At 60.0% G+C, this 20,122-nt stretch carries 16 protein-coding genes; 9 read left to right on the top strand and 7 right to left on the bottom strand.

Features of this window, described 5'->3' with window-relative positions; translation table 11 throughout:
• Positions 1–19 precede the first annotated feature (19 nt).
• The 6 genes from AC2D8U_RS11370 (at position 20) to AC2D8U_RS11345 (ending at position 3,792) form a co-directional block, all read left to right on the top strand.
• Positions 20–916: a histone deacetylase family protein gene (locus AC2D8U_RS11370; protein ID WP_484619167.1), complete on the top strand. Its 897-nt coding sequence runs from the start codon at positions 20–22 to the stop codon at positions 914–916.
• Positions 917–926: 10 nt separating this feature from the next.
• Complete coding sequence (locus AC2D8U_RS11365) at positions 927–1,190, top strand: late competence development ComFB family protein (protein WP_484619166.1); 264 nt, start codon at positions 927–929, stop codon at positions 1,188–1,190.
• A 99-nt stretch (positions 1,191–1,289) separates the two neighbouring features.
• The gene (locus AC2D8U_RS11360) at positions 1,290–1,979 is read left to right on the top strand and encodes a DUF3108 domain-containing protein (RefSeq protein ID WP_484619165.1); all 690 of its coding nucleotides are present in this window, start codon (positions 1,290–1,292) and stop codon (positions 1,977–1,979) included.
• A complete protein-coding gene (locus tag AC2D8U_RS11355; RefSeq protein WP_484619164.1) occupies positions 1,976–2,452 on the top strand; it encodes a DUF2919 domain-containing protein in 477 nt (158 codons plus the stop codon). Before AC2D8U_RS11360 ends, AC2D8U_RS11355 begins: the two co-directional genes overlap by 4 nt.
• A gap of 98 nt (positions 2,453–2,550) precedes the next feature.
• The gene (locus tag AC2D8U_RS11350; RefSeq protein ID WP_484619163.1) at positions 2,551–3,129 is read left to right on the top strand and encodes an ankyrin repeat domain-containing protein; all 579 of its coding nucleotides are present in this window, start codon (positions 2,551–2,553) and stop codon (positions 3,127–3,129) included.
• Positions 3,130–3,225: 96 nt separating this feature from the next.
• Positions 3,226–3,792 carry a chalcone isomerase family protein gene (locus AC2D8U_RS11345; RefSeq protein ID WP_484619162.1) on the top strand — a complete coding sequence of 189 codons (567 nt, stop codon included), beginning with the start codon at positions 3,226–3,228 and terminating at the stop codon, positions 3,790–3,792.
• 113 nt (positions 3,793–3,905) lie between these two features.
• On the opposite strand, the gene AC2D8U_RS11340 is transcribed toward AC2D8U_RS11345, so the two are convergent.
• Both AC2D8U_RS11340 and AC2D8U_RS11335 read right to left on the bottom strand, forming a co-directional pair.
• Positions 3,906–4,775 carry a DUF6268 family outer membrane beta-barrel protein gene (locus AC2D8U_RS11340; protein ID WP_484619161.1) on the bottom strand — a complete coding sequence of 290 codons (870 nt, stop codon included), beginning with the start codon at positions 4,773–4,775 and terminating at the stop codon, positions 3,906–3,908.
• A 38-nt stretch (positions 4,776–4,813) separates the two neighbouring features.
• On the bottom strand, positions 4,814–5,434 hold the full coding sequence (locus AC2D8U_RS11335; RefSeq protein WP_484619160.1) for a TetR/AcrR family transcriptional regulator: 621 nt from the start codon (positions 5,432–5,434) through the stop codon (positions 4,814–4,816).
• A 111-nt stretch (positions 5,435–5,545) separates the two neighbouring features.
• Here AC2D8U_RS11335 and AC2D8U_RS11330 point away from each other — a divergent pair, with 111 nt between their 5' ends.
• Positions 5,546–6,649 (top strand): efflux RND transporter periplasmic adaptor subunit, encoded by a 1,104-nt coding sequence (locus AC2D8U_RS11330; RefSeq protein WP_484619159.1) that lies wholly within the window; start codon positions 5,546–5,548, stop codon positions 6,647–6,649.
• The gene (locus AC2D8U_RS11325; protein ID WP_484619158.1) at positions 6,646–9,723 is read left to right on the top strand and encodes an efflux RND transporter permease subunit; all 3,078 of its coding nucleotides are present in this window, start codon (positions 6,646–6,648) and stop codon (positions 9,721–9,723) included. The genes AC2D8U_RS11330 and AC2D8U_RS11325 overlap by 4 nt, the downstream gene beginning before the upstream one ends.
• 44 nt (positions 9,724–9,767) lie before the next feature.
• Here the strand turns inward: AC2D8U_RS11325 and AC2D8U_RS11320 are convergent, their stop codons facing one another.
• From AC2D8U_RS11320 to AC2D8U_RS11310, 3 genes are all read right to left on the bottom strand, one after another.
• Positions 9,768–10,013, bottom strand: a complete 246-nt coding sequence (locus AC2D8U_RS11320) for an HP1242/YdcH family protein (protein WP_484619270.1) — start codon at positions 10,011–10,013, stop codon at positions 9,768–9,770.
• A 158-nt stretch (positions 10,014–10,171) separates the two neighbouring features.
• Positions 10,172–10,423, bottom strand: coding sequence for an outer membrane protein assembly factor BamE domain-containing protein (bamE, locus tag AC2D8U_RS11315; RefSeq protein ID WP_484619157.1), 252 nt, complete (start codon positions 10,421–10,423; stop codon positions 10,172–10,174).
• A 29-nt stretch (positions 10,424–10,452) separates the two neighbouring features.
• Complete coding sequence (locus AC2D8U_RS11310) at positions 10,453–11,367, bottom strand: ribonuclease T2 family protein (protein ID WP_484619156.1); 915 nt, start codon at positions 11,365–11,367, stop codon at positions 10,453–10,455.
• A gap of 183 nt (positions 11,368–11,550) precedes the next feature.
• On the opposite strand from AC2D8U_RS11310, the gene AC2D8U_RS11305 reads away from it, so the two are divergent.
• On the top strand, positions 11,551–13,563 hold the full coding sequence (locus tag AC2D8U_RS11305; protein WP_484619155.1) for a methyl-accepting chemotaxis protein: 2,013 nt from the start codon (positions 11,551–11,553) through the stop codon (positions 13,561–13,563).
• Between the two features lie 49 nt (positions 13,564–13,612).
• Here AC2D8U_RS11305 and AC2D8U_RS11300 read toward each other — a convergent pair whose 3' ends face one another.
• Both AC2D8U_RS11300 and AC2D8U_RS11295 read right to left on the bottom strand, forming a co-directional pair.
• Positions 13,613–16,318: a glycosyl hydrolase family 18 protein gene (locus tag AC2D8U_RS11300; RefSeq protein ID WP_484619154.1), complete on the bottom strand. Its 2,706-nt coding sequence runs from the start codon at positions 16,316–16,318 to the stop codon at positions 13,613–13,615.
• A gap of 104 nt (positions 16,319–16,422) precedes the next feature.
• A complete protein-coding gene (locus AC2D8U_RS11295; protein WP_484619153.1) occupies positions 16,423–19,761 on the bottom strand; it encodes a glycosyl hydrolase family 18 protein in 3,339 nt (1,112 codons plus the stop codon).
• Positions 19,762–20,122 lie beyond the last annotated feature (361 nt).

Here is a 20,122-nt window from a genome sequence, read left to right as displayed (position 1 = left end):
GAAGCTCGCCGGACTCGCCATGCACTGCGTCTATCATCCCAGCTATTCGCAACTGGTCTTGCCTGCCAGGCATCGCTATCCGATCAGCAAATATGGCCTGCTGCGGCAGGCCCTGCTGGCGCAGTCCTGGCCGCTCCAGTGGCACGCCCCTCAGCCAGTTCAGGCAGGCCCATTGAAGCGGGTCCACAAGGCAGAATATGTCGACGCCGTGCTGAACAACCAGCTTACCGCCCCTCAGCAGCGTCGCATCGGTTTTCCCTGGAGTCAGCAACTGGTCGAGCGAACCCTGCACTCTTGTGGTGGCACCCTGCTAACCGCCAAACTTGCCTTGACCCATGGGATCGCCTGCCATCTCAGTGGTGGCTACCACCATGCCCACCCGGGTTTTGGTAGCGGTTTCTGTGTCTTTAACGATCTGGTCCTGGCGGCCAGGGAGATGCTGACAGAGGGCCTGGAGCGTGTGCTGATCTTCGATTGCGATGTCCACCAGGGGGATGGGACGGCGGTCCTCTGTCAGGGGGACTCACAGGTGATCAGCGTCTCGCTGCATTGTGAAACCAACTTCCCCGCCCGCAAGGCGGTCTCGGATATCGACATTCCCCTGGCCAAGGGCATGACAGACTCTCAATACCTAGATACCATCGATACTGTCCTACCTTGGGTGCTGGACCTGTATCAGCCAGACTTGGTGTTGTACGATGCCGGTGTCGACATCCACCAGGATGACGCCTTGGGTGATCTGAAGATCACCACCCAGGGGGTGCGGCAGAGGGACACCCAGGTGATCGCTCATTGTCGTCAACGCGAGATCCCCCTTGCCGTCGTGATCGGTGGAGGCTATGCCGACCAACCGCATCAACTGATCCCGAGGCATCTTCAGCTGTTTCATGCCGTCCACCATTATCTAAGCCGCTAAGGAGTTTCCAATGGATTGGGAGATTCAAAATTTCTACGAAGTGCTGTTACGCGATATGATCCGCGAGCGCCATCTGCAGGATAAGCTGGCCGAAGATCCTCTGATGGATCTGATCTGCCTGACCCTGAACAAACTGCCGGCCCGTTACATCCGCTTCACGGTGGATCTGATCAACTATCTCGGCGATGCAGAGCTTCAGCAGATGAATCAGCAGGTTGCCGTGGCACTGGATGAGGCACTGGAACTGCTGCACCAGGATCCACGCAACAATTAATCTCCGGGCCGAATACCGACAAGGTGTCCGGCCCCAATTACCCTGCTGGCCGAATACCTACAAGGTGTCCGGCCCCAATTACCCTCCAAGGAGTCTTGGTTGTTCTCGTATGTTTGTCGCATCACCGGCTTGACCCTGCTCATGCTCCTCTCAACCGCTCAGGCCAGCCCGCTTCCCTATTCCGCCCATTACCAAGCCTATGCCAGTGGCGTGCCCTGCGGGCAGGGTGAGCTGCACCTGTCACGACTCACTGCCGATCACTACCGCTTTGATGCTCAAGGGAAGATCTGTGGCATGGGCCCAGAAGTGGCCCACCATAGCCTGTTCCGGCTCGAAGAGGGTGAGCTTCTTCCCCAACACTACACCAGCGTGCTAAAGGGATTGCTGTCCGATCGAACCCTGCACGGGCAGTTCACTAACGGCGTTTACCAGGTGACCCTCGATGGCGAGCCGTTGCCGGAAGATGATGAGTTCCCTCCCGCCCGGTGGGAGCCGACCCTGTTGATCCATCAATTGGGCCATAGCGAACAGACCCGCCAACTGAGCTACACCTGGGGTGAAGAAACCCGGGACTATCAGTTTACCTATGAAGGGATGGAGGCGGTCGAAACTCCTCTGGGGACTCTGCAAGCCCATAAGCTGGTACAGGATCACCCCAGGAAAAAGCGGGTCGCACAATTCTGGTTTGCCCCATCTCTCAATGGTGCACTGATCCAGGCCAAAGTCTCCCGACTGGGCTTGCCCTGGTTAACCGTTGAGATCACCCACTACCAGACACAAACCCCATGATCGCGCTGCCACCGGAACGACTCGATGACTTGGGCTGGCCCCGGCCCAGCCTCTGGTTGTACCTGGTCATGGTCTTGGCCATCCGCACCTGGCTGTTACTGGTGATCAGCACCACCAGCCGGGCCCATGGCAGTGAACTGCTCGCCCTGTTCTACCCCATGCGCCAGGATCTCTACCTGGGCCTGATGCTTGGGCTGGTGCCCGCCCTGCTGCTGTGGTTACAGGGCTATCGAGCCCGTCTGAACTGGGCCGCTCGTCTGTGGCGACATGGCAGGGGATTACTCCTAGCCACTTTGGTGGCCGATCTTGCTTTGCAAGGCGCCCGTCTGGGCCACCAGCAAGGGCAGTTTTCCTGGGGGCCCGCCTGTGTCCTGCTGTTTACCCTCTGGGCCCTGCTCTACCTGCTTCGCAGCCACGACAGCCAAACGGTCTTTACCCACCAGGGTGAGTCCGCCAAACCATCCAAAGGATAAAGCCCACGAATACGGACTGGACACTTTTCCAACAAAGGCGAAGCAACTTACTGAGTATATGAGGTAAACTAGCCCCCCTCTGGAATCGAACGGAAGCGATGACCCTCTATATGTCCACACTCTATCGAAGTGCCACCGCGCTGATCCTGCTCGTCAGCGGACTGACCGGCTGCAGCAGCCCAAGAACACCGGTTGATCAACACACCTGGTATCACGCCGCACAACGAGGCCATGCCCACTATGTGCTGCAGCATGCCGAGGTGCTCAATGCCCCAATGGCCAACGGGCAACTTCCCCTGCTCTATGCCTTCGAACAGCAACACCGGCTTGCCTTTAAGTCACTGTTGGAAGCTGGCGCAAACCCCTTTGCCCTGGGTGTCGGGCAGGACTCCCTGTTGTGCCGGGCCTCCGCCGATAATGATCCCTTCTACCTCAGGACACTCCTGGCTAAGGGGATCGAGGTGGACCACGCCATGGATGATCCCATAGCACCAACAGCGGCATTTTGCGCCGCAGCCCAAGGCCAACGGCATAATCTCTCCCTGCTCTTATCTTTAGGGGCCAATGGGCAACTGCGTAACAGCAAAGAACAAACCCCCTGGGACTTGGCCAAGGCGCACTTTTCCAATGACAAAGGGCTTATTGCTTCCCCCATTTCCCGGCGAGTAGAAAACTGACCCAACAACTGGTCGAGCCTGTTTCCCGTTGTCCAGTCGCACACGCCGTGGTACTTATTGCCGCCGAAAACCCCAATAACAGCATAAAATACTGACATGAAAACTCTGATCTCTGCCCTAACCCTGGCCTTTGCCCTGGTGCTCCCAGCCCAGGCCAGCAACCTCACCGTCTCCGGTGTCGATGTTCCCTCCCAGATCGAAGTTCAGGACAAACCCCTGACTCGCTACGGAGCCGGGATCCGCTCTAAATTCTTTATGAAGCTCTACGTCGGCTCCCTGTTCTCCGAACAAGCCGGTCTGGATGCCGTCGGGATCCTCGACAGCGACCAGATCACCGCCGTCCGCCTGAACATCATCTCTGGCATGATCACCTCAGATCGCATGATCGACACCATCGAAGAGGGCTTCGACACCGCCAGCGGTGGCAATGTCGCGCCCCTGCGTGAGCGTCTGGATACCTTCCTGGCAGTGTTTGATGAGGCCGTCGAGATCGACGATCAGTTCACCATGGTTTCCATCCCTGGTGTCGGCCTGGAAGCCTACAAGAACGGTCAACTTCTGGCCCTGATCGAAGGCGATGACTTCCGTCGCACCCTGTTTGCCATCTGGCTGGGTGACAAACCGGCCGACAAGAAACTCAAGGATGCCATGCTGGGTAAATGATCCCGCCCTTGGCACACCGCAAAACGCCCCGCTGATCCCAACGGGGCGTTTTGCATTGAGCAATATCTTACCTTAACGACCAACTCACCTGCGGCCAAGAAGCCCATCCAGCACTAGAACTTAAACGCCAGGCTGGCCCCAAGGCCGAGACGGCCATCCTGATCTTGTGTCTGTCGCCGATCACCATTGGGCGACCATTCCAACTCCCCCTCCATGCGGTAACCCGCCATCAGGGAGAGATCCCAGCCGGTTTTCGGGAAGTAACTCCAACGCAGAAACGCCAGAGGGGACTGGAGCTCCACCCCACCCGAATCCACGGCGAAGCGATCCGTCCGATAGGCGCCCCCGAGCCCGAACTCGTAGTGGGGATTCCAACGATAACTCAGCTCCAACCCGGCGCGACCGGCAAATCCCGGCTCAAAGGGATTGTCCAGGCGCCAACGATCCGTGATCTGCCATTTCACCAAGACAATGGGAAACGTCTTGGTTTCATTGATGTCATGGGCATAGGAGAGGCCGACGCCCAGTTGCAGATCCGGATTCACCTTGTACATCCCACCCGCCAACAGGCCATAGCTGAAGCCATCGGACAGGGAAGCCGGATCATTCGCCGCCCACTGGAACCTCGGTGCCAGGATCAGGCTCCATTGCCGATCCAGCAGATGGATCCCATTAAACCCCAGCCCCACGCGCCGACGATTAGACCAGGCAGGCAGTTCCCCATCAAACAGGGCGTCCTGCTTGAAATCAAAATGTCGCTCCGAGTAACTCAGGCTGCTGCCTAGGATCCAGTCCGGACCCAACCTCGTGCGATAGGAGAGGCGAGCCCCCAGTTCACCATCATCAAACCGGCCGTCCCGTTGCAAGCTTCCCTGCTGCATCTGCACACCGTGAAGATCCAGCTCCCATGGCGGTGGTGCCTGGGGCCTGGCCTGTACCGGTTGGCAAACCAGCGCTGTGAACAATACGACTCCATACTTCATCTTTCTTCCCTGAAAAGTCATCGAAATGGCGGATCCTCTCAGCCAACCGGCCGATAGTCATACCCGGTTAAAAACAGCTCCAGGGCGCTGAGCAATCGAGCTTCACGTTGTGCTTCGCTCTCCTGGCAGGGCAGCCCCAGCTCGCAGGAGATGTGTATCATGCCTCGACCCATCAGCAACAACTGTTCGGCGGCCAATGCCGGATCTGGGATGCTCAATCGCCCCTGCTCCACCAACTTGACCAGATAGTCTGCCAGTACTCCTTTTACCTTCAGAGGGCCAGCTTCGTAATAGCGCTGAGACAGGTCAGGATGAGATTCTGCCTGGCTGACACACAGTCGGTAGACATAGACCGCCTCCGGGCTGTGCACCATCTCGACAAAACGGCGCATAAATGCCATCAGCACGGCCTTGGGATCCTTGCCTTTTAGGGTCTCAGGCCCCAGGGCCGATGACACGCACTTATTCTGAATACAATGGGTGAACAACTCATCCTTACTGCCAAAATGGGCATAAACCGTCTGTTTGGAAACCTCGGCCTGCTGAGCTACCTGATCCATGCTGGTGGACAGGTAGCCATGATGCATAAAGAGTTCACTGGCCGCCTGTACAATCTGTTTGCGTTTCTGCTCGCTTCGCGGAGTCAGGGCCTCACTCATATCAAATACCTTTACGTTACCCACGCTTAACATTCAAACTGGACAGTCTAGTTTTGTCAAACTAGACTGTCCAGTACAGTTCAAGCTCTCTTCAATTAAAGGCGAAGGAATATGCCGACATCTGCCGTCCCCCGCTGGTTAAGGGGCATTTTGCTTACCACGCTGATGGGGCTCGTGGCCTGCCAGGGTGATAAAGTCACTCACAGTGAACCTGTGATCACTCAGGTTCAAGTTCGGTCTGTCGATTTCCGTTCCCACTACCCGGTCACCCATAGGTTTGTGGGCCGAATTCATAACGCGTCCACCAGCACCTTGGGCTTCGAACTCGCCGGAGTCGTCAAGGAGATCGGCGTCGATGTCGGCGATCCCATCGTCTCCGATCAGATCCTGGCGCAACTTGACACCTCGCTGCTTGAGGCCGAGGCGCACCGGCTGATGGCCAGCCGCAGCCAGATCCAGGCCCAGCGTGAACTTAACCTTTCCACGCTGAAACGACAGCAGACTCTGCAAGATCAGGGCTACCAATCCCAGCAGCAACTCGACGAACTGCTCAGCCAGGCGGACGCCCTGCAAGGGCAACTGGCCGAGCTGGATGCCGCTTTGGCGGCGAATACACTTCGCCAGCAGAAAAGTACCCTTCGAGCCCCCTACCGGGGCACCGTCTCCCATCGCCAGCTCGCACCAGGCCAGGTGGTAGCCGCAGGCCAGGGCGCGTTGACCCTGGTGCCTGAACACGGCGCCGAGGCCAGGATCGGCATCCCCGCACCACTACTGACCCGGATCGCACAGGCCCCTCATTACACCCTGACGCACCAAGGAGAGCGTATTGATGCCCGGTTGTTAGGCCAGAGCATGGAGGTGGACCCAATTACCCGTACCGTCGAGCTGCGCTTTGCCCTGCCTGATCATGGCCGCTGGCTCAATGGTGATCTGATCTACCTGAGCCTTAAGGAGCAGATCCCTCACCGGTCCATGAAGGTGAGTCCCGATGTACTCCTGGCCGGGCTCAGGGGCCGATGGAATGTCATGGTGGCTGTGCCTGGCGAAGACGGCCACCATTATCTGGAACGCCGAGATGTCACCGTACTCCACACCGAGCAGGAGCAGATCTACCTGGATGGCGCATTGGAAAGGGGTGAATGGCTGGTCACAACCGGCCTGCAGGCCCTGGTTCAGGGCCTGCGCGTGAGCCTTAGCCAGGAGAATCAACCATGATCCGTGCCTTGGTCTTCAACCCCAGACTGGTGCTACTGCTGGTCGCACTGATCCTGGTTGCCGGCTTCGGCGCCCTGGATCAGCTGGCCAGAACCGAAGATCCCGCCTTCATCAATCGCTTTGCCGCAGTGACCACCGCCTACCCTGGGGGGTCGGCAGAAAAAGTCGAGTTGCTGATCACCGAACCACTGGAAGCGGCACTTCGCCAGCTCGACGAGCTGAAGCTGATCTCCTCAAGCTCCAGGCCCGGCTTGTCGGTGATCACCCTGGAACTCAAAGACAAGGTCACCGACATTCAACCCGTCTGGGGGCGCGCCCGGGACCTGGCCGCCGAGACGGTCCCCCATCTGCCCCAAGGAAGCACACCACCAAGCCTGGATGACAACATCGCTTACGCCTACACCCGGATCTTTGCCCTGCGCTGGCGCGGGCCCGGTGAGCCTGACATGGCAGCATTGGGGCGCTATGGCGAAGCCCTGGCCAACCGTCTTCGTCTGCTGGCAGGGACGGATTTCGTCAAAGTACATGGCCGCCTGGCCGAGCAGATCGCCGTCAATATCGAGGAAGCGCAGCTGCAGGCACTGGGCCTGACCACGGATCAGCTCGCCAGTTTGATCGCCGCTTCGGACAGTAAAACCGCCGCAGGTACCCTTGACGGTGGCAGGCTGCGAGCCCAGGTGGAGATAGGTGCCGAGCTGGACTCCCTGGCCCGGATCCGCCAGATCCCGCTGCGCCAGGATCCGACTCAACAGGGCAGTCGGCTGGGCGACATCGCCAGTGTAGAACGCGGTCTCTACCGGCCGGCCAAGAACACCACCCTGGTCCAGGGCGAGCCTGCGGTCCTGATCGGCGTGCGCATGTTGCCCGAATTTCGGATCGATCGCTGGGATCAACAGATTGAACAGCAGTTAAGCCAGCTGGCGCCCTCCTTACCGGCCAATGTGGCACTGGAGACCCTGTTCAGTCAGAAAGATTATACCGAGATCCGCCTGAGCGAGCTGGTCCTCAATCTGGCACAGGGCTTTGTCCTGATCGTCCTGGTACTGCTGATCACGCTTGGACTTCGCAGTGCGCTGTTGGTGGCCACCGCCCTCCCCCTGACCGCCCTGATCACCCTCTCCTGCATGTTGCTCTACGGCCTGCCGATCCATCAGATGTCGGTCACCGGCCTGGTGGTGGCCCTGGGCATCATGGTGGACAATGCCATCGTGATCGTCGATGCCATAGGTCAACGGCGACGCCTGGGGCAAGACCCCCTGACGGCCGTCCGAGACACATTGAGTCATCTCTGGCTGCCCCTGCTGGCCTCCACCCTGACAACGGTACTGGCCTTCGCCCCCATCTGGCTGATGCCGGGTCCGGCCGGTGAATTCGTCGGCGGCATCGCCCTCTCCGTGAGCTTTGCCCTGCTCGCCTCCTATGTCGTGTCCCACACCTTGATAGCCGGGCTGGCCGGTCGCTTTATCTCCTCGTCAAAACAGGGCCAATGGTGGCACCACGGGATCCAACTTCCGAGATTGGCCCTGCTCCTCAAGCGCAGTCTGCGCTGGTCGTTTACCCGTCCCAAAACCACCATAGCTCTGGTGATGCTCCTACCACTTAGCGGATTCTGGGCAGCAGGACAGATGGGAGAGCAGTTCTTTCCGCCCTCGGATCGCGACATGTTCCAGATCGAGGCCTGGCTCCCCGCCAGTGCCACCCAGGCCGAGACAGAACACAGGATCCGTGATCTGGATGGATGGCTCAGGGAACAAGCGGGGATCACCCAGACCGCCTGGAGCATGGGCAGCAATATCCCCCCCTTCTACTACAACCTAAAGCAGAAACAGCAGGGGATCGCCTACTACGCCCAAGGCATGATCACCACAGAGCATTTCAGTGTGGCCAATGCCCTGATCCCCAAACTGCAAGAGGCACTGACTCAACGCTACCCTGAGCTGCAGATCATCGTTCGCAAACTCGAACAGGGACCGCCGTTTGAGGCCCCCATAGAGCTGCGTCTGTATGGTCCAGAGCTCGATGGCCTGGATCGACTCGGAGAGCGGGTTCGTTTGCATCTGCAACGGAACCCCAATGTGTTGCACACTCGCACCACCCTGGCCACCGGGCTGCCCAAGGTCGAGCTGCAACTGGATGAACAGGCGGTGCGTGCTGCCGGCCTGACCCTGGCCCAGATCAACGCTCAACTCAGGGGTGGCCTGGATGGCAGCGTTGGCGGCTCCGTACTGGAGGGGCCGGAATCAATCCCGGTGCGAGTCCGGTTGGTATCGCAACAGAGACAAAGCAGTGGTGATCTGGCCAACCTGACATTGAGCACCCCTTCGGGTCACTGGCTGCCCCTGTCGGCTCTGGGTGACATGACGGTGGTCCCCAGCCGAGGAGAGATCCCCAGACGCAATGGCGAACGGGTTAACGTCGTTCAGGCGTATATCACCTCAGATCTCTTGCCCTCCCAGGTGCTGGCGTCTGTTCAAAAAGCCATGACCGACGAAGGCTTTGTCCTGCCGGCAGGCTATCGCATCGAGTTGGGGGGGGAGAGCGCCGAGCGCAATGAAGCGGTGGGCCAACTGCTGTCGAACGTCGCCCTCATCGCCGTCGCCTTGGTGGCCATTGTCGTGCTCTCTTTCAACTCCTTCCGCCTCACCGGGGTGATCCTCGCCAGTGCCCTGCAATCGGTTGGGCTGGGGCTACTGTCGGTCTACCTGGCGGGTTACCCCTTCGGCTTTAATGTGATCATCGGTCTGATGGGATTAATGGGACTGGCGATCAATGCAGCCATTGTGATCCTTGCCGAGCTGGAAGACTGCCCCAAGGCTCGTGTTGGCTCAGTGCCTGCCACACTGGCCGCGGTAAGCCGTTGCGGACGCCATATTGGTTCTACCACCATTACGACCGTTGGTGGCTTCTTGCCACTGATCCTGGCTGGTGGCGGGTTCTGGCCCCCCTTTGCGATCGCCATCGCCGGCGGCACGGCGCTGACCACCCTGCTCTCCTTCCTGTTTGTTCCGGCCGCCTATCGCCTCAGTCGCCAGGAACCTGGGCGCCGACAGACGCCTTTGGCCATCGCCGCCTAAAACATAAAGCGGGCCATTGGCCCGCTTCTTTTCTTTCCTATGGATTAGCCTGCGCCGTTCAATAGCCTTCGATGCAGCTGATCTTTGAGCTGAACCCGACGGGTCTTCAGCTCAACAAAGCGCTGATCTGTGGTCGGCACACCATTGACCTCCAGGCCCCGTATCTCATGGTCGAGATCATGATATTCCTTAGCCATCTGAGCAAAGATCTCGTCCGACATTTTCAACTGGTGGATCTGGTCCTTGTGCTCCGGATATTCGTAGATCAGTGCGTGGTTCTCACCCAGCATCGGCGCGCCCTCTTCATTGGCAGATGATAAAGAGTAACCATAGTCCATTCCCCGCTGAGCGGCTCGCTCTGCTCTCCACTGGGCTGTGTCCGACCGTTCCCTCCAAAAAAACGGGCCAACCCGGCCCGTTTATCCATCTCGAAATGGGGCTGAATGCCCTATTTCAATCCCTTGCTGCTGTACAGCATGGTCCTGTCGGCGGCAAATGCCACCTTGATCTGTGTTTGGTCATTGCCCCAGAGGCAAGTATCGGTACCCAACGCACTTTCACAGTGATTGGGCGATCCCAAGATCTCTTCCACCTGGTTTCGCTCCATCCCCATGGCGAGCCTATCGTAGTTCTCCGGTGTTACCTTGCTACAGCCCGCCAACAAGCCCAACAGGGCCACCCCTAATGCAATGCGCTTCATGTTGCCATCCAGTGAAAAAATGTAGGCGACTAAGATAACAGATCGAAATGCGTAGGACAGCTCCCCGATGGCACACCGGTTTCAATCGCCTGAAGCGTCGGCTCTGACGCCAGCGGCGCCGACAAACGCAGGCGGATCTCCTGCAACACGCCATCCCGACAGTGCAGACTCACCGCATTCTTTGCCCCCCACAGCTCAAACCAGCCAAGCACTTCGCGCCGACTCACGGATGATCCAGCCCGAGATCGTAACTGTGCAGCAGGCGTCGAGGCCCTTAGCCAATGGGCGTAGCGAATTGACTTTTCGACATAATCACTGGGTGCCATACCGCTACAGCTGCCGTGTTTGTGCCATTGATACCGCTGTAGACACACTGCGACCCCAGGCATCACATTCATCAGCTGCGCCAACTGTGCCTGGGGCAGCCCCATGGGCTGATAACCACAAAAACTTTGACGACGGCTGCCATCGCAATACTCGGGATGAGGGGCCCTCGGGTTGGAAGGCCATAGCCCATGTAACACCAGATCAGCCTTGGCATTATCACAGTCCGGCCGCCGCCCCTGGAAGGCACAGAAGCCCGGTTGCCAGCTCATCGCCAGGGTATAGTGGGCAAAAGCGTTTTGGCTTGGCTCAGGGTGAATGACCTCCTCGGTCCGGGCCGTACCACAGGAGGTCATTACCCAGCGTCGCTCCCCCTGTATCGACACCAGCCACCAATCACCACCCGGCCTATTTTGTGCCAGCAGGGGCACACTTTGGCCCACCACCAGATGCCAATCCCCGGGATTGGTCTGCTTTCGGATCGACTGGAAGGCCGGGCAGGCTTCGCTCGGTATCAGGGTGCCGGTCACCGGTACCTGGGCCAGGACCGAGGGGCTCAAGAGGAAAAGAAGCAGGAAGAGGCGCATAAACGACTGATCGAAATAGGATTGACGGACCATTGTAGCAAAACAAGAAAGAGAAGGTGGCATGGCTCTCTGCGAAATGCCGCTCCCTTAAAGAACATGATCAGGATCAACACCCCCTTCACCTTCCATTGCCGATATGACCAAAGCGCCGGTAAAGTGGCTCCCGTTCAAGTCGCCCTTTATTAGGCACAAGGATTTGTTTTAGAGGTATATTTCATGGCAACACTGCGTTTCTCCCAGTGGCGTATCGGCCAGCAGATCGGCACCCTGTCGCTGCTCTGCTCACTCGCGATCCTTACGGTGATCGGCACGGCGGCATACTGGATGTCCGCCAATACGCTACGTACATCGGTGATCAACAGCAGTGAGGCGCAGTTAGCTGGACTCACTGGCCTGCTTGGCGGTCAATACGAGATCCAGCTGGCCCTGGCACGCCATAATGCCGACCTGTTTGAACAGATGTTTCCCGACGATATCCACCTGACCGGGAAGCGAGTCAGCCTGGGCGGCAATGAAGCCCCCGAACTGCGTAACGGTAACCGGCTGCTCAATGCCAACGTCACCCTGGTGGACCGCTTCGCCCAGATCACCGGCGGTAATGCCACCGTATTCGTCCTTGATGGAGGTGACTTCACCCGGATCAGCACCTCGCTGAAGAAAGAAAACGGGGAACGAGCCACCGGCACTCAATTGGGCACGAGTCATCCAGGCTACCGCGCACTGATGGCCGGGCAGAGCTACGAAGGTTACGCCAAGTTGTTTGGCCGTTACTACATCACCATCTATCGCCCCATTTTCGACGAACAACGTCGAGTGATCGGCATCCGCTACATAGGTCAGGATGTCTCCTTCCTGCTGGAAACCCTGTCCGAGGTGCTCAGTGACCAGGCCCTGGGTCAAACCGGTTACTACAGCCTGCTGGACAGCCAGGGGAACATACTGCACCACCCGGATCCCAGCGTCCGTCACGCCGATGAATTGCTCAATGATGAAGGTCACCCCCTGCTGGCGCCAGTAATGGCCGGCAATACGGCAGCCAGCCACCAACCGGTAAAGGGCGCCACACATATCGTCTTGGGAAGCCAATTGCCCGGCCCAGGCTGGTTCCTGGCGGCCATCGCGCCCGAGGCCGAACTGGACGCCGCCCTGATCCCGATACGCAACGCTCAACTGGCGCTGTCACTCTTGGGCTGTGTGCTGCTATCGCTGCTGCTCAACTGGGTGCTGGCTCGGTTACTCAAGCCCTTACAGCGACTCAGTCAGCAGGTAGACACCATCGGCCATGGGGATCTCAGCCAGGCATTGGATCCTGTGGATCCAAACAGTCGCAATGAGATCGATCAGCTCACGAGCAACACGGGGCTGATGAGGGATAATCTACGTGCCCTGCTAGAGCGTCTCAACCAGTCCAGCCTCCAGCTGGAGAGTGCCGCCGGAGCCTTGCAGCAGGTCGCTGCAGACAATGGTGATGGTGCCAGCCAGTTGATGCGTCAGACCGATCAGATCGCCACCGCCATGGAGCAGATGAGCAGTTCGGTGCGTGAAGTCGCCAGTCATGCCGTGGGCTCCGCCGAGCAATCCCGCCAGATCAGCGATGCCACCGCCCATGGCGATCAACAGGTCGATCAGGTGATCAAACAGATGAACACCCTTTCAGACGCACTGAAACAAGGCTCTGAAGCGGTCGACCGGGTTGAGCAGGAGAGTCAGGAGATCAACAAAGTGGTGTCGGTGATCAATGCGATCGCCGAGCAGACCAACCTGCTGGCGCTCAACGCCGCCATCGAAGCGGCGCGGGCGGGCGAGCAGGGACGAGGCTTTGCCGTGGTCGCCGATGAAGTGCGTACCCTGGCTGGGCGCACCCAGATCTCCACCACGGAGATCGCCCAGACCATCGGCCAGTTAGCACAGCGCAGTGAAGATGCGGTGAACCAGATGGCCACCAGTCTAGCGTTGAGCCAGAGTTCCAGCACCCAGTCGGTCCAGGCCGGCGATGCCCTGACTCAGATCCGCGAGAGCACCGCACAGATGGCGCAAAGTGCAGGCTCCATCGCCAGTGCGGCCGAGCAGCAAGGGGTCGTGGCCGATGAGATCGCCAGCAACCTCAACCAGATCACCGATCTGGCCCGAAGCAGCGAACAGGTGGCCGGACAGACGGTCGAGGCAGCCGAAGCCCTCAATCTTCTGGCTGCCGATCTCAAAGCGCAGTTGCAACGCTTTACCCTCTAACCCGCTTGAGGCCCGGATCCGGATCCGGGCCTCTGTCTCACGTTCAGGCTTACGGACAGATCCCCAGACTTTCCCAGACGCCCCACTCTCCGGTCGTGCCGGGCTCCTCACCCGTGGTCCACCACTTGGCCCGATACCGCTGATCCTGATGCGCCACTTCATCGCCTCCGACATACACCTCGGAGGCCTGCCAGGCAGCGGTGCCAGCACAACCACTACCGCCACTGCCCCCTCCTGAGTCTGCACGGATCCCCACGGTCACCGAGGCGGAGTCACTCGCCCCCAGATCGTCCGTGGCGGTGACGCTCAGCACTCGATCCCCACTGCCCGAGGCTGTCCAGCTCAGTTGGTAGGGAGCCGCTAAGACACTGCCCAGACTGACGCCATCGGCAAAGAACTCGACGCTGGCGATCTGACCATCACTGTCCGAGGCGGTGGCGCTTAGGGTGATCACCTCCCCCGAAGTGAAAGTGCTGCCCGGGGCGGGGCCCGTCAGGCTGACGCTCGGCGCCTGATTGCTGCCGCCTGAGCCACCGCCAGTGCCGCCCCCGGAGCCGTCACAGGCGCGGACAAACAGCCAGGGATCGCCCAGATCCGGCTGATTGCCCTGTGTCCACCACTTGGCTTCATACAGGCCACCATCATAAGCGACCTGATCGCCGCCCCAGTATGCCTGGCTGCTGTCCCAGTCCGGGGCACTGCAAGAGATCAAGCTGAAGCTGCGGCTGGCGCTCTGGCGGTAGCCCAGATCGTTTTGCGCCGTTACGGTCAGCACATAATCGCCATAAGCCGGGGGCGTCCAGCTCACGCTGTACTGGGGCCCGCCGCTGCTGACACTGGCGACATTGGTGCCGTCGATGGCAAACACCACTTCAACGATGCTGCCCGCGGCAAACTCGGCACGGGCGCTGAGGCTGATGGGATCCAGGCTGCCCAGGGCCAGACTGGCGTCCGGGCTTAAGATGGTCACCTCGGGCTTAAGATGATCCTCGTTGATCTCCAGGCTCACCGCCGGCGAGTCCTTGCTGTTGCCCGCATTGTCGAAGGCCCGGGCAATGACGCTGTAATTGCCTTCCGAGGCGTTGGTCCAGGTAAAGCCAAAGGGCGCATTGGTGCTGCTGCCCAGCAGGTTGCCCCCGCTGTGGTACTCCACTCGCACCACCTGACCATCGGCGTCGCTGGCATCGACACTGAAGGCGATGCTCTCGCCTGGCGCGTAACGGCTGCCGCTGGCCGGGGCGGTGATCCGCACGGTCGGACAACCGTCACAGCCATTGGCAAAGGTGTCGTTGAGTGCCTTGGCCAAGGTGGGATCCAGGCGGCCACATTCCACCAGCTTGCCGCCATAAGTGGTCGTGCCATCCAGGCACTGCATGTCCCCGGCCACCTGCCAGACGATGGTGCCACCCAGGCCGTGATCATTGATGTACTGAGCCTTAGCGGTGATCGACTCAACGTTATCAAAGCTCAAAAAGAAGTTGTCCTTGGTCAGATAGGGCACCTTGGCCTGATCGTCCCAATGCTCCGTCCATCCCGCTTCATTTTGCTTAATAAAGAAGTAGTTGGGCGTACCGTCATAGACCCCTTTCGGCCAGTTGGTGTAATCCGCTGCGGTGCTCACCGTACCATCGGGCTGGATCGTCTCGGAGCGCTTGACCGTCGGGCTGTTGAGCGCTGCAGAGCCTTCGGTGATCACCCCGCGACCGTAGAAGGCGGCGCCCATGTTGATCTTGCTGCGATCGATCCCACGCTGCAGCATCCAGCTCACCAGATAGTCCCAGTTGAAGTCGGGCGCTTCGGCATCGTCATAGCCATACAGGGGCGAGTTATGACCGGCGATGTTGGACCAGCCGCCGTTGTAGTCGTAACTCATCATGTTGTAGTAGTCCATCACCTGATCCAGCGCGTCCCAGTCGAAGCCTTCCAGCTTGCGGGTGTCGGCCGAGAAAGCGGCGGTGATCAATTTGTCCGGACCGATCCGATCGCGGATCTCCTGCACCAGGATAAGGAAATTGTCGTAGTCGGCTTCGGTACCGGTAAAGTTCATCCCACTGAATGGACCCGGGTACTCCCAGTCGATGTCGATCCCGTCAAAGCCCAGGGCCATCAACTGGTCAATGCTGTCGAGCATGTTGCCCCGCAGCGCCGGATCCGCCGCCACATCGCCAAAGTGCTTGCTCATGCTCCAGCCACCCAGCGAAGCCATCACCTTCACCCCTTCCGCATGGGCCTTTTCCAGCAACCCGGGCGCACCACCCGCCTTCTTCAGGGGGATAGGCATGCTGCCGCTGAGGCCATATTCCGAATGAGCCCAGCCATTGCCGTCCAGCACAAAGCCTGCCGCCTCGGCTTCCGGCGTGAGGATATGGACAGGATCCAGCTCCCCCCACAGCAGGTAGTAATCCCAGCTGCTGTAGATATCGCCCATAAACAGCTCACCAGGCTGTTGTACCTGGCCGGCCTCGTGGATCTGCTTGTTGCGCAGATCCCCGGAGTGCAGCGAGCCGTCCACCGCCACCCCAAAGAAGGAGAAGTTGAGGATGGTGTACTGACTCATATCGACGTTCAGGTGGTTAGCCACCCCCTGGGCCGGGAAGCCCGCGCTGGTTCCCTTCCAGGGATCCCATTGGGTGATGTAGCCGATCACCTCCTTGTTGTGATCGTCCGTGGTGGCCGCCTGAGCAGGCCCCATTACGCTCGCCAGAGCCAGCCCAATCAAGGCGGCGCACCAGCGATTTGGTGTCGTGCAGTCCATAGCAAAGTTCCTTGTGTATCGTGCTCTTGGATAATTAAGGGCCCCTACCACACCCATCCGGGGCCCGCATTCCCCAGCCTCCTGCCGGGGAAAAAGTCAGTGCCTTACAAGCTACAGATCAGCGTCCATTCCTCCGAAGTGCTGGGCTGTGCCTGACTCCACCATTTGGCCTCGTACACGGCACCGGCGTCGATCAGGCGATCCCCTCCAACGGCATTCGTGCCCTGGGGGAAGTCCGGGTAGGTGAGCAGACCACTGGTGTCGACGCCCTGATCGGCACAGCTGCTGGCGCCGCTGCCAGAGCCGCCATCGCTTCCACCGCCCGTGCCGCCACCGGCACCGGGATCCACCGTGTTGTTGCTGCTGTCGCCAAAGGCGTAGGTGGTGCCGTTGAAGGTGACGGTGAAGCTTGAGGGCATGGCGACCGGCAGGTAGTAGCGGATCACCCCTTCCAGGGTTTCACCCGGTGCCAGTTGATCCCAGCTGGGCAGGATGAACCGCACCCTGTGATGGATATTGTCCAGCCCGCCTATGTTGTTACCCGCGGCGTTGGAGCCATCCTCGATCACCGTCATGCCCAGACCGGATTGATCAACGATGTCCGAGGTGGTGGCGGTGGCCATATCAAACTCAAACACCGCGCCACCGGGAATGGTGACGGCGCTGTCGTTGCGGATCACCAGGGTCGGGGTAATGGGGTAGTTGCTGTCGCCCACGGCATAGCCGGTCAGGTTGGCGCTGAGTTCCAGCGCATTGGCCAGCTCGGGCCCGTCACCCACCCGGTTGCCGTAGGGCGCGGCCGCGGCGAAGGCATCATAGGCGGTACGAGTCAGGGTGCTGCCCATAAAGTACTCGCCCTTGGCCGCGTCGTAGTCGTAATCCCCGGCCAACTCCCAGAACATCACGCCGCCCAGGCCCTGATCCACCACGTATTGCACCTTGGTGGCCATCGACTCTTCGTCTTCGATGGAGAGGAACACCCGCTTGTCGGCGTTCCACAGCCAGGGCGCCACCGCCACCTCGTCGTAGTGACGCTGGTAGTCACCGGTGAGCTGATCCGCCGGGTTACTGGCCGGATCCAGGCCGTACACACCCAGGTAACTGCCCGCCACCCCGTCCTGCAGGTTCTTGGCGTGCCACATGGGGTTGGAGCCGGCGAACATCTCATTGCCATTGGCGTCGAGATCGTGCCACAGGTTGTCGATCCCCTCGGCGCCATAGCCGCATTTGCTGCTGCCGGTGCCGGTGCCCGGTGGGCAGTTGGCCTGATCCGGCGCCGCCGCCGTGCCCCACAGGCCGTTGCTGCCACCGCTGACGCTCTGCCAACCCCGGGTGTAGTAGGGAATGCCGATGTTGATCCGCCCCGCCGCCAGGGCACCACGGAAGTAGTGCACCGCCCAGTCGGTGTTGAGATAGCCGATCCGGCCATACTGAGTGCTGGTGTAGTAGTCCCAGAACTTAAGCTCGTTGTCCTCCCCGGTGTCGTACAGGGCGGCGTTGTGACCGACAAAGTCGTTCCAGGCGCCGTGCAGGTCGTAGCTCATGATGTTGACGTAATCGAGGAAGCGGGTCATCTGGTAGGCTTCCATGCCCCGCAGCAGGTAGCCGGAGGCCGGCGCGGCCACGGTCAGCATATAGTGCTTACCATCTTCCCGCCCCGCCGCATCCAGCTTGGCTCGCAGGGTCGCCATCAGCGCGTCGTAACGGGCGAACAGGCTGCCCCGGTTGGCGTCCGAGATCCAGAAATCGTCCGGGTTGCCGGAGCCGGCCATCGAGGTGGCGTACTCGTAATCGATGTCCGCGCCATCGAAGCCGTAGGTGCGCAGAAACGCCACCACCGAGTCGGCGAAGGTGTCGATCCCCGCCTGGGTCTCGGCCATCTTATAGAAGCCACCGCTGGCCACCCGCGTACCGTCCGGCCCGAAGTAGCCGCCGGTTTCCGCCCAGCCGCCAATGGAGATCAGGGTCTTCACCTGGGGATGCTGCTTCTTGAATTTGCTCAGCAGGTTGAAGTGCCCCTGGTAGGCAAACTCGGGATCCATCTCGGCGCCCGCGACGCCCGGCCAGCTCATGCCGGTGGCGGGGTTGGTCGGATCGCTGACATCACCAATGCCGATCTTGTTGTTGCCGTCCACATGGGCAAAGGCGTAGTTGATGTGGGTGATCTTATCCCAGGGGATGTCGTTGACCAGGTAGCTGGGCTGGCCGTTGGCGCCGTTACGCCAGGAGGTGAAGTAACCGATCACCCGGCGGGCATGATCCGCCCCCATGATCTCCCGTCCCTCGCTGTCGTACACGGTGCAGTAGGGCGAGTCCCCCAGCAGCCCTTGTGGCCGACAGGCGTTTTGATCGGTCGGCGCGTCACCAATGGTGCCCGCCACCAGGCTCGAGGTGGTCACTCCCCCCTCGTTGTCTTCGGCCTGGGCACTGAGGCTCACCGAGCCCTCCGACGCCGGCAGCCAACTGAGGCTGTAGGGGGCGCTGCTGTCCTCGCCGATCAGCGTGCCATTGGCATAGAAACGTACGGTGCTGATCTGGCCATCGCTGTCCTGGGCCGTCGCCTGCAGGGTCAGAGTCGCCCCCGACGGGCTGACAAAACCGGCGGCGGGCGCGGTCAATTGCACCGTCGGTGCGGCGTTGGCCGCCACCACCTGCACCGTCACCGACGCAGAGACAGCGTTGTCATTTTGATCATCAAAAACCCGGGTTTGCAGCACCGCGCTGCCCACCACCGCTGGCGTCCAACTCCACTGGTAGGGCGCGCTGCTGTCGCTGGCCAGCACCACGCCGTCCACCAGCAGCTCGACGTGGCTGACGCTGCCGTCGGGATCCGAGGCGGTTGCCTGAACCGTCACACTCTGACCGGCAGTGACAACGCTGTCATTTGTCGGCGCAGAAATTTGACTGGTGGGCGCCTGGTTCTGCGGGTTCTGTACGCTGATCACCACGCTGTCCTGGGCCTGTCCGCCCTTGCCGTCGTCGGCGGTCACCGCCAGGGTCACACTGCCGCTGAGATCCGCCAGCCAGGGAGTGGTGATGGCGTTGCCATTGGCCTGCCAGCTGAGGGTAACGCTGTCTCCGTCGGGATCAGAGCTGTTGGCACTGAGGGCGATGCTGTCCCCCAGGGTAAACTGGCTGCCGGTGAGCGGTGCCTGAATGGTGACGCTGGGGGCCTGATTGGCCGGGCCGCCGTCACAGCTGCCGAGGTTTTCCCACACCCCCCACTGACCCGTGGTGGTGGGATCTTCCCCCAGTGTCCACCATTTATTTTGATAGAGGGTGTCTTGATGCACCACCTGAGTTGGGGTGGCGTAGGTGGTGCCGGATGCCCAGTCCTCCTTGCCGGTGCAGTCGGCGGCCACCGCCTGGGAGAGCGGCAACAGGGTGATCAGGGCCGAGGATCCGATGAGCCGACGCGGTCGGCTCCATGCTCTTTTGGTCATCGCAGTCTTCCTTGATAGATGCGCAAAGCGATCGGTACCCCGGGATACTGCGCCATCCGGATCGCACGTTCCGATTTCATTTCGGTTTGTCCAACCTAGCCGACTCGGAATGACTTTGTTAAGCCTAAAGCTATAACAAAAAAGTAAAGCAATAGAACTTTGGGGCATATCATTATGCAAGCCACAAAGCCAAGCGCTCGCACCAAATGAACGATAATCTCGATATTTTCGGCGACATTTACCCTTAAATCACAGAATGTTCAATAACCCGCTCTCCGGGGCAGTGCCCCGGTTCGTGCACGACCCACTTACAGGTACGCGTAATCAAGTTGTCGAGAATTCTATTAAGCACATACGGGAA

Source organism: Ferrimonas sp. YIN67, assembly GCF_057219095.1.
This window is presented reverse-complemented; position numbering and strand designations above follow the sequence as displayed.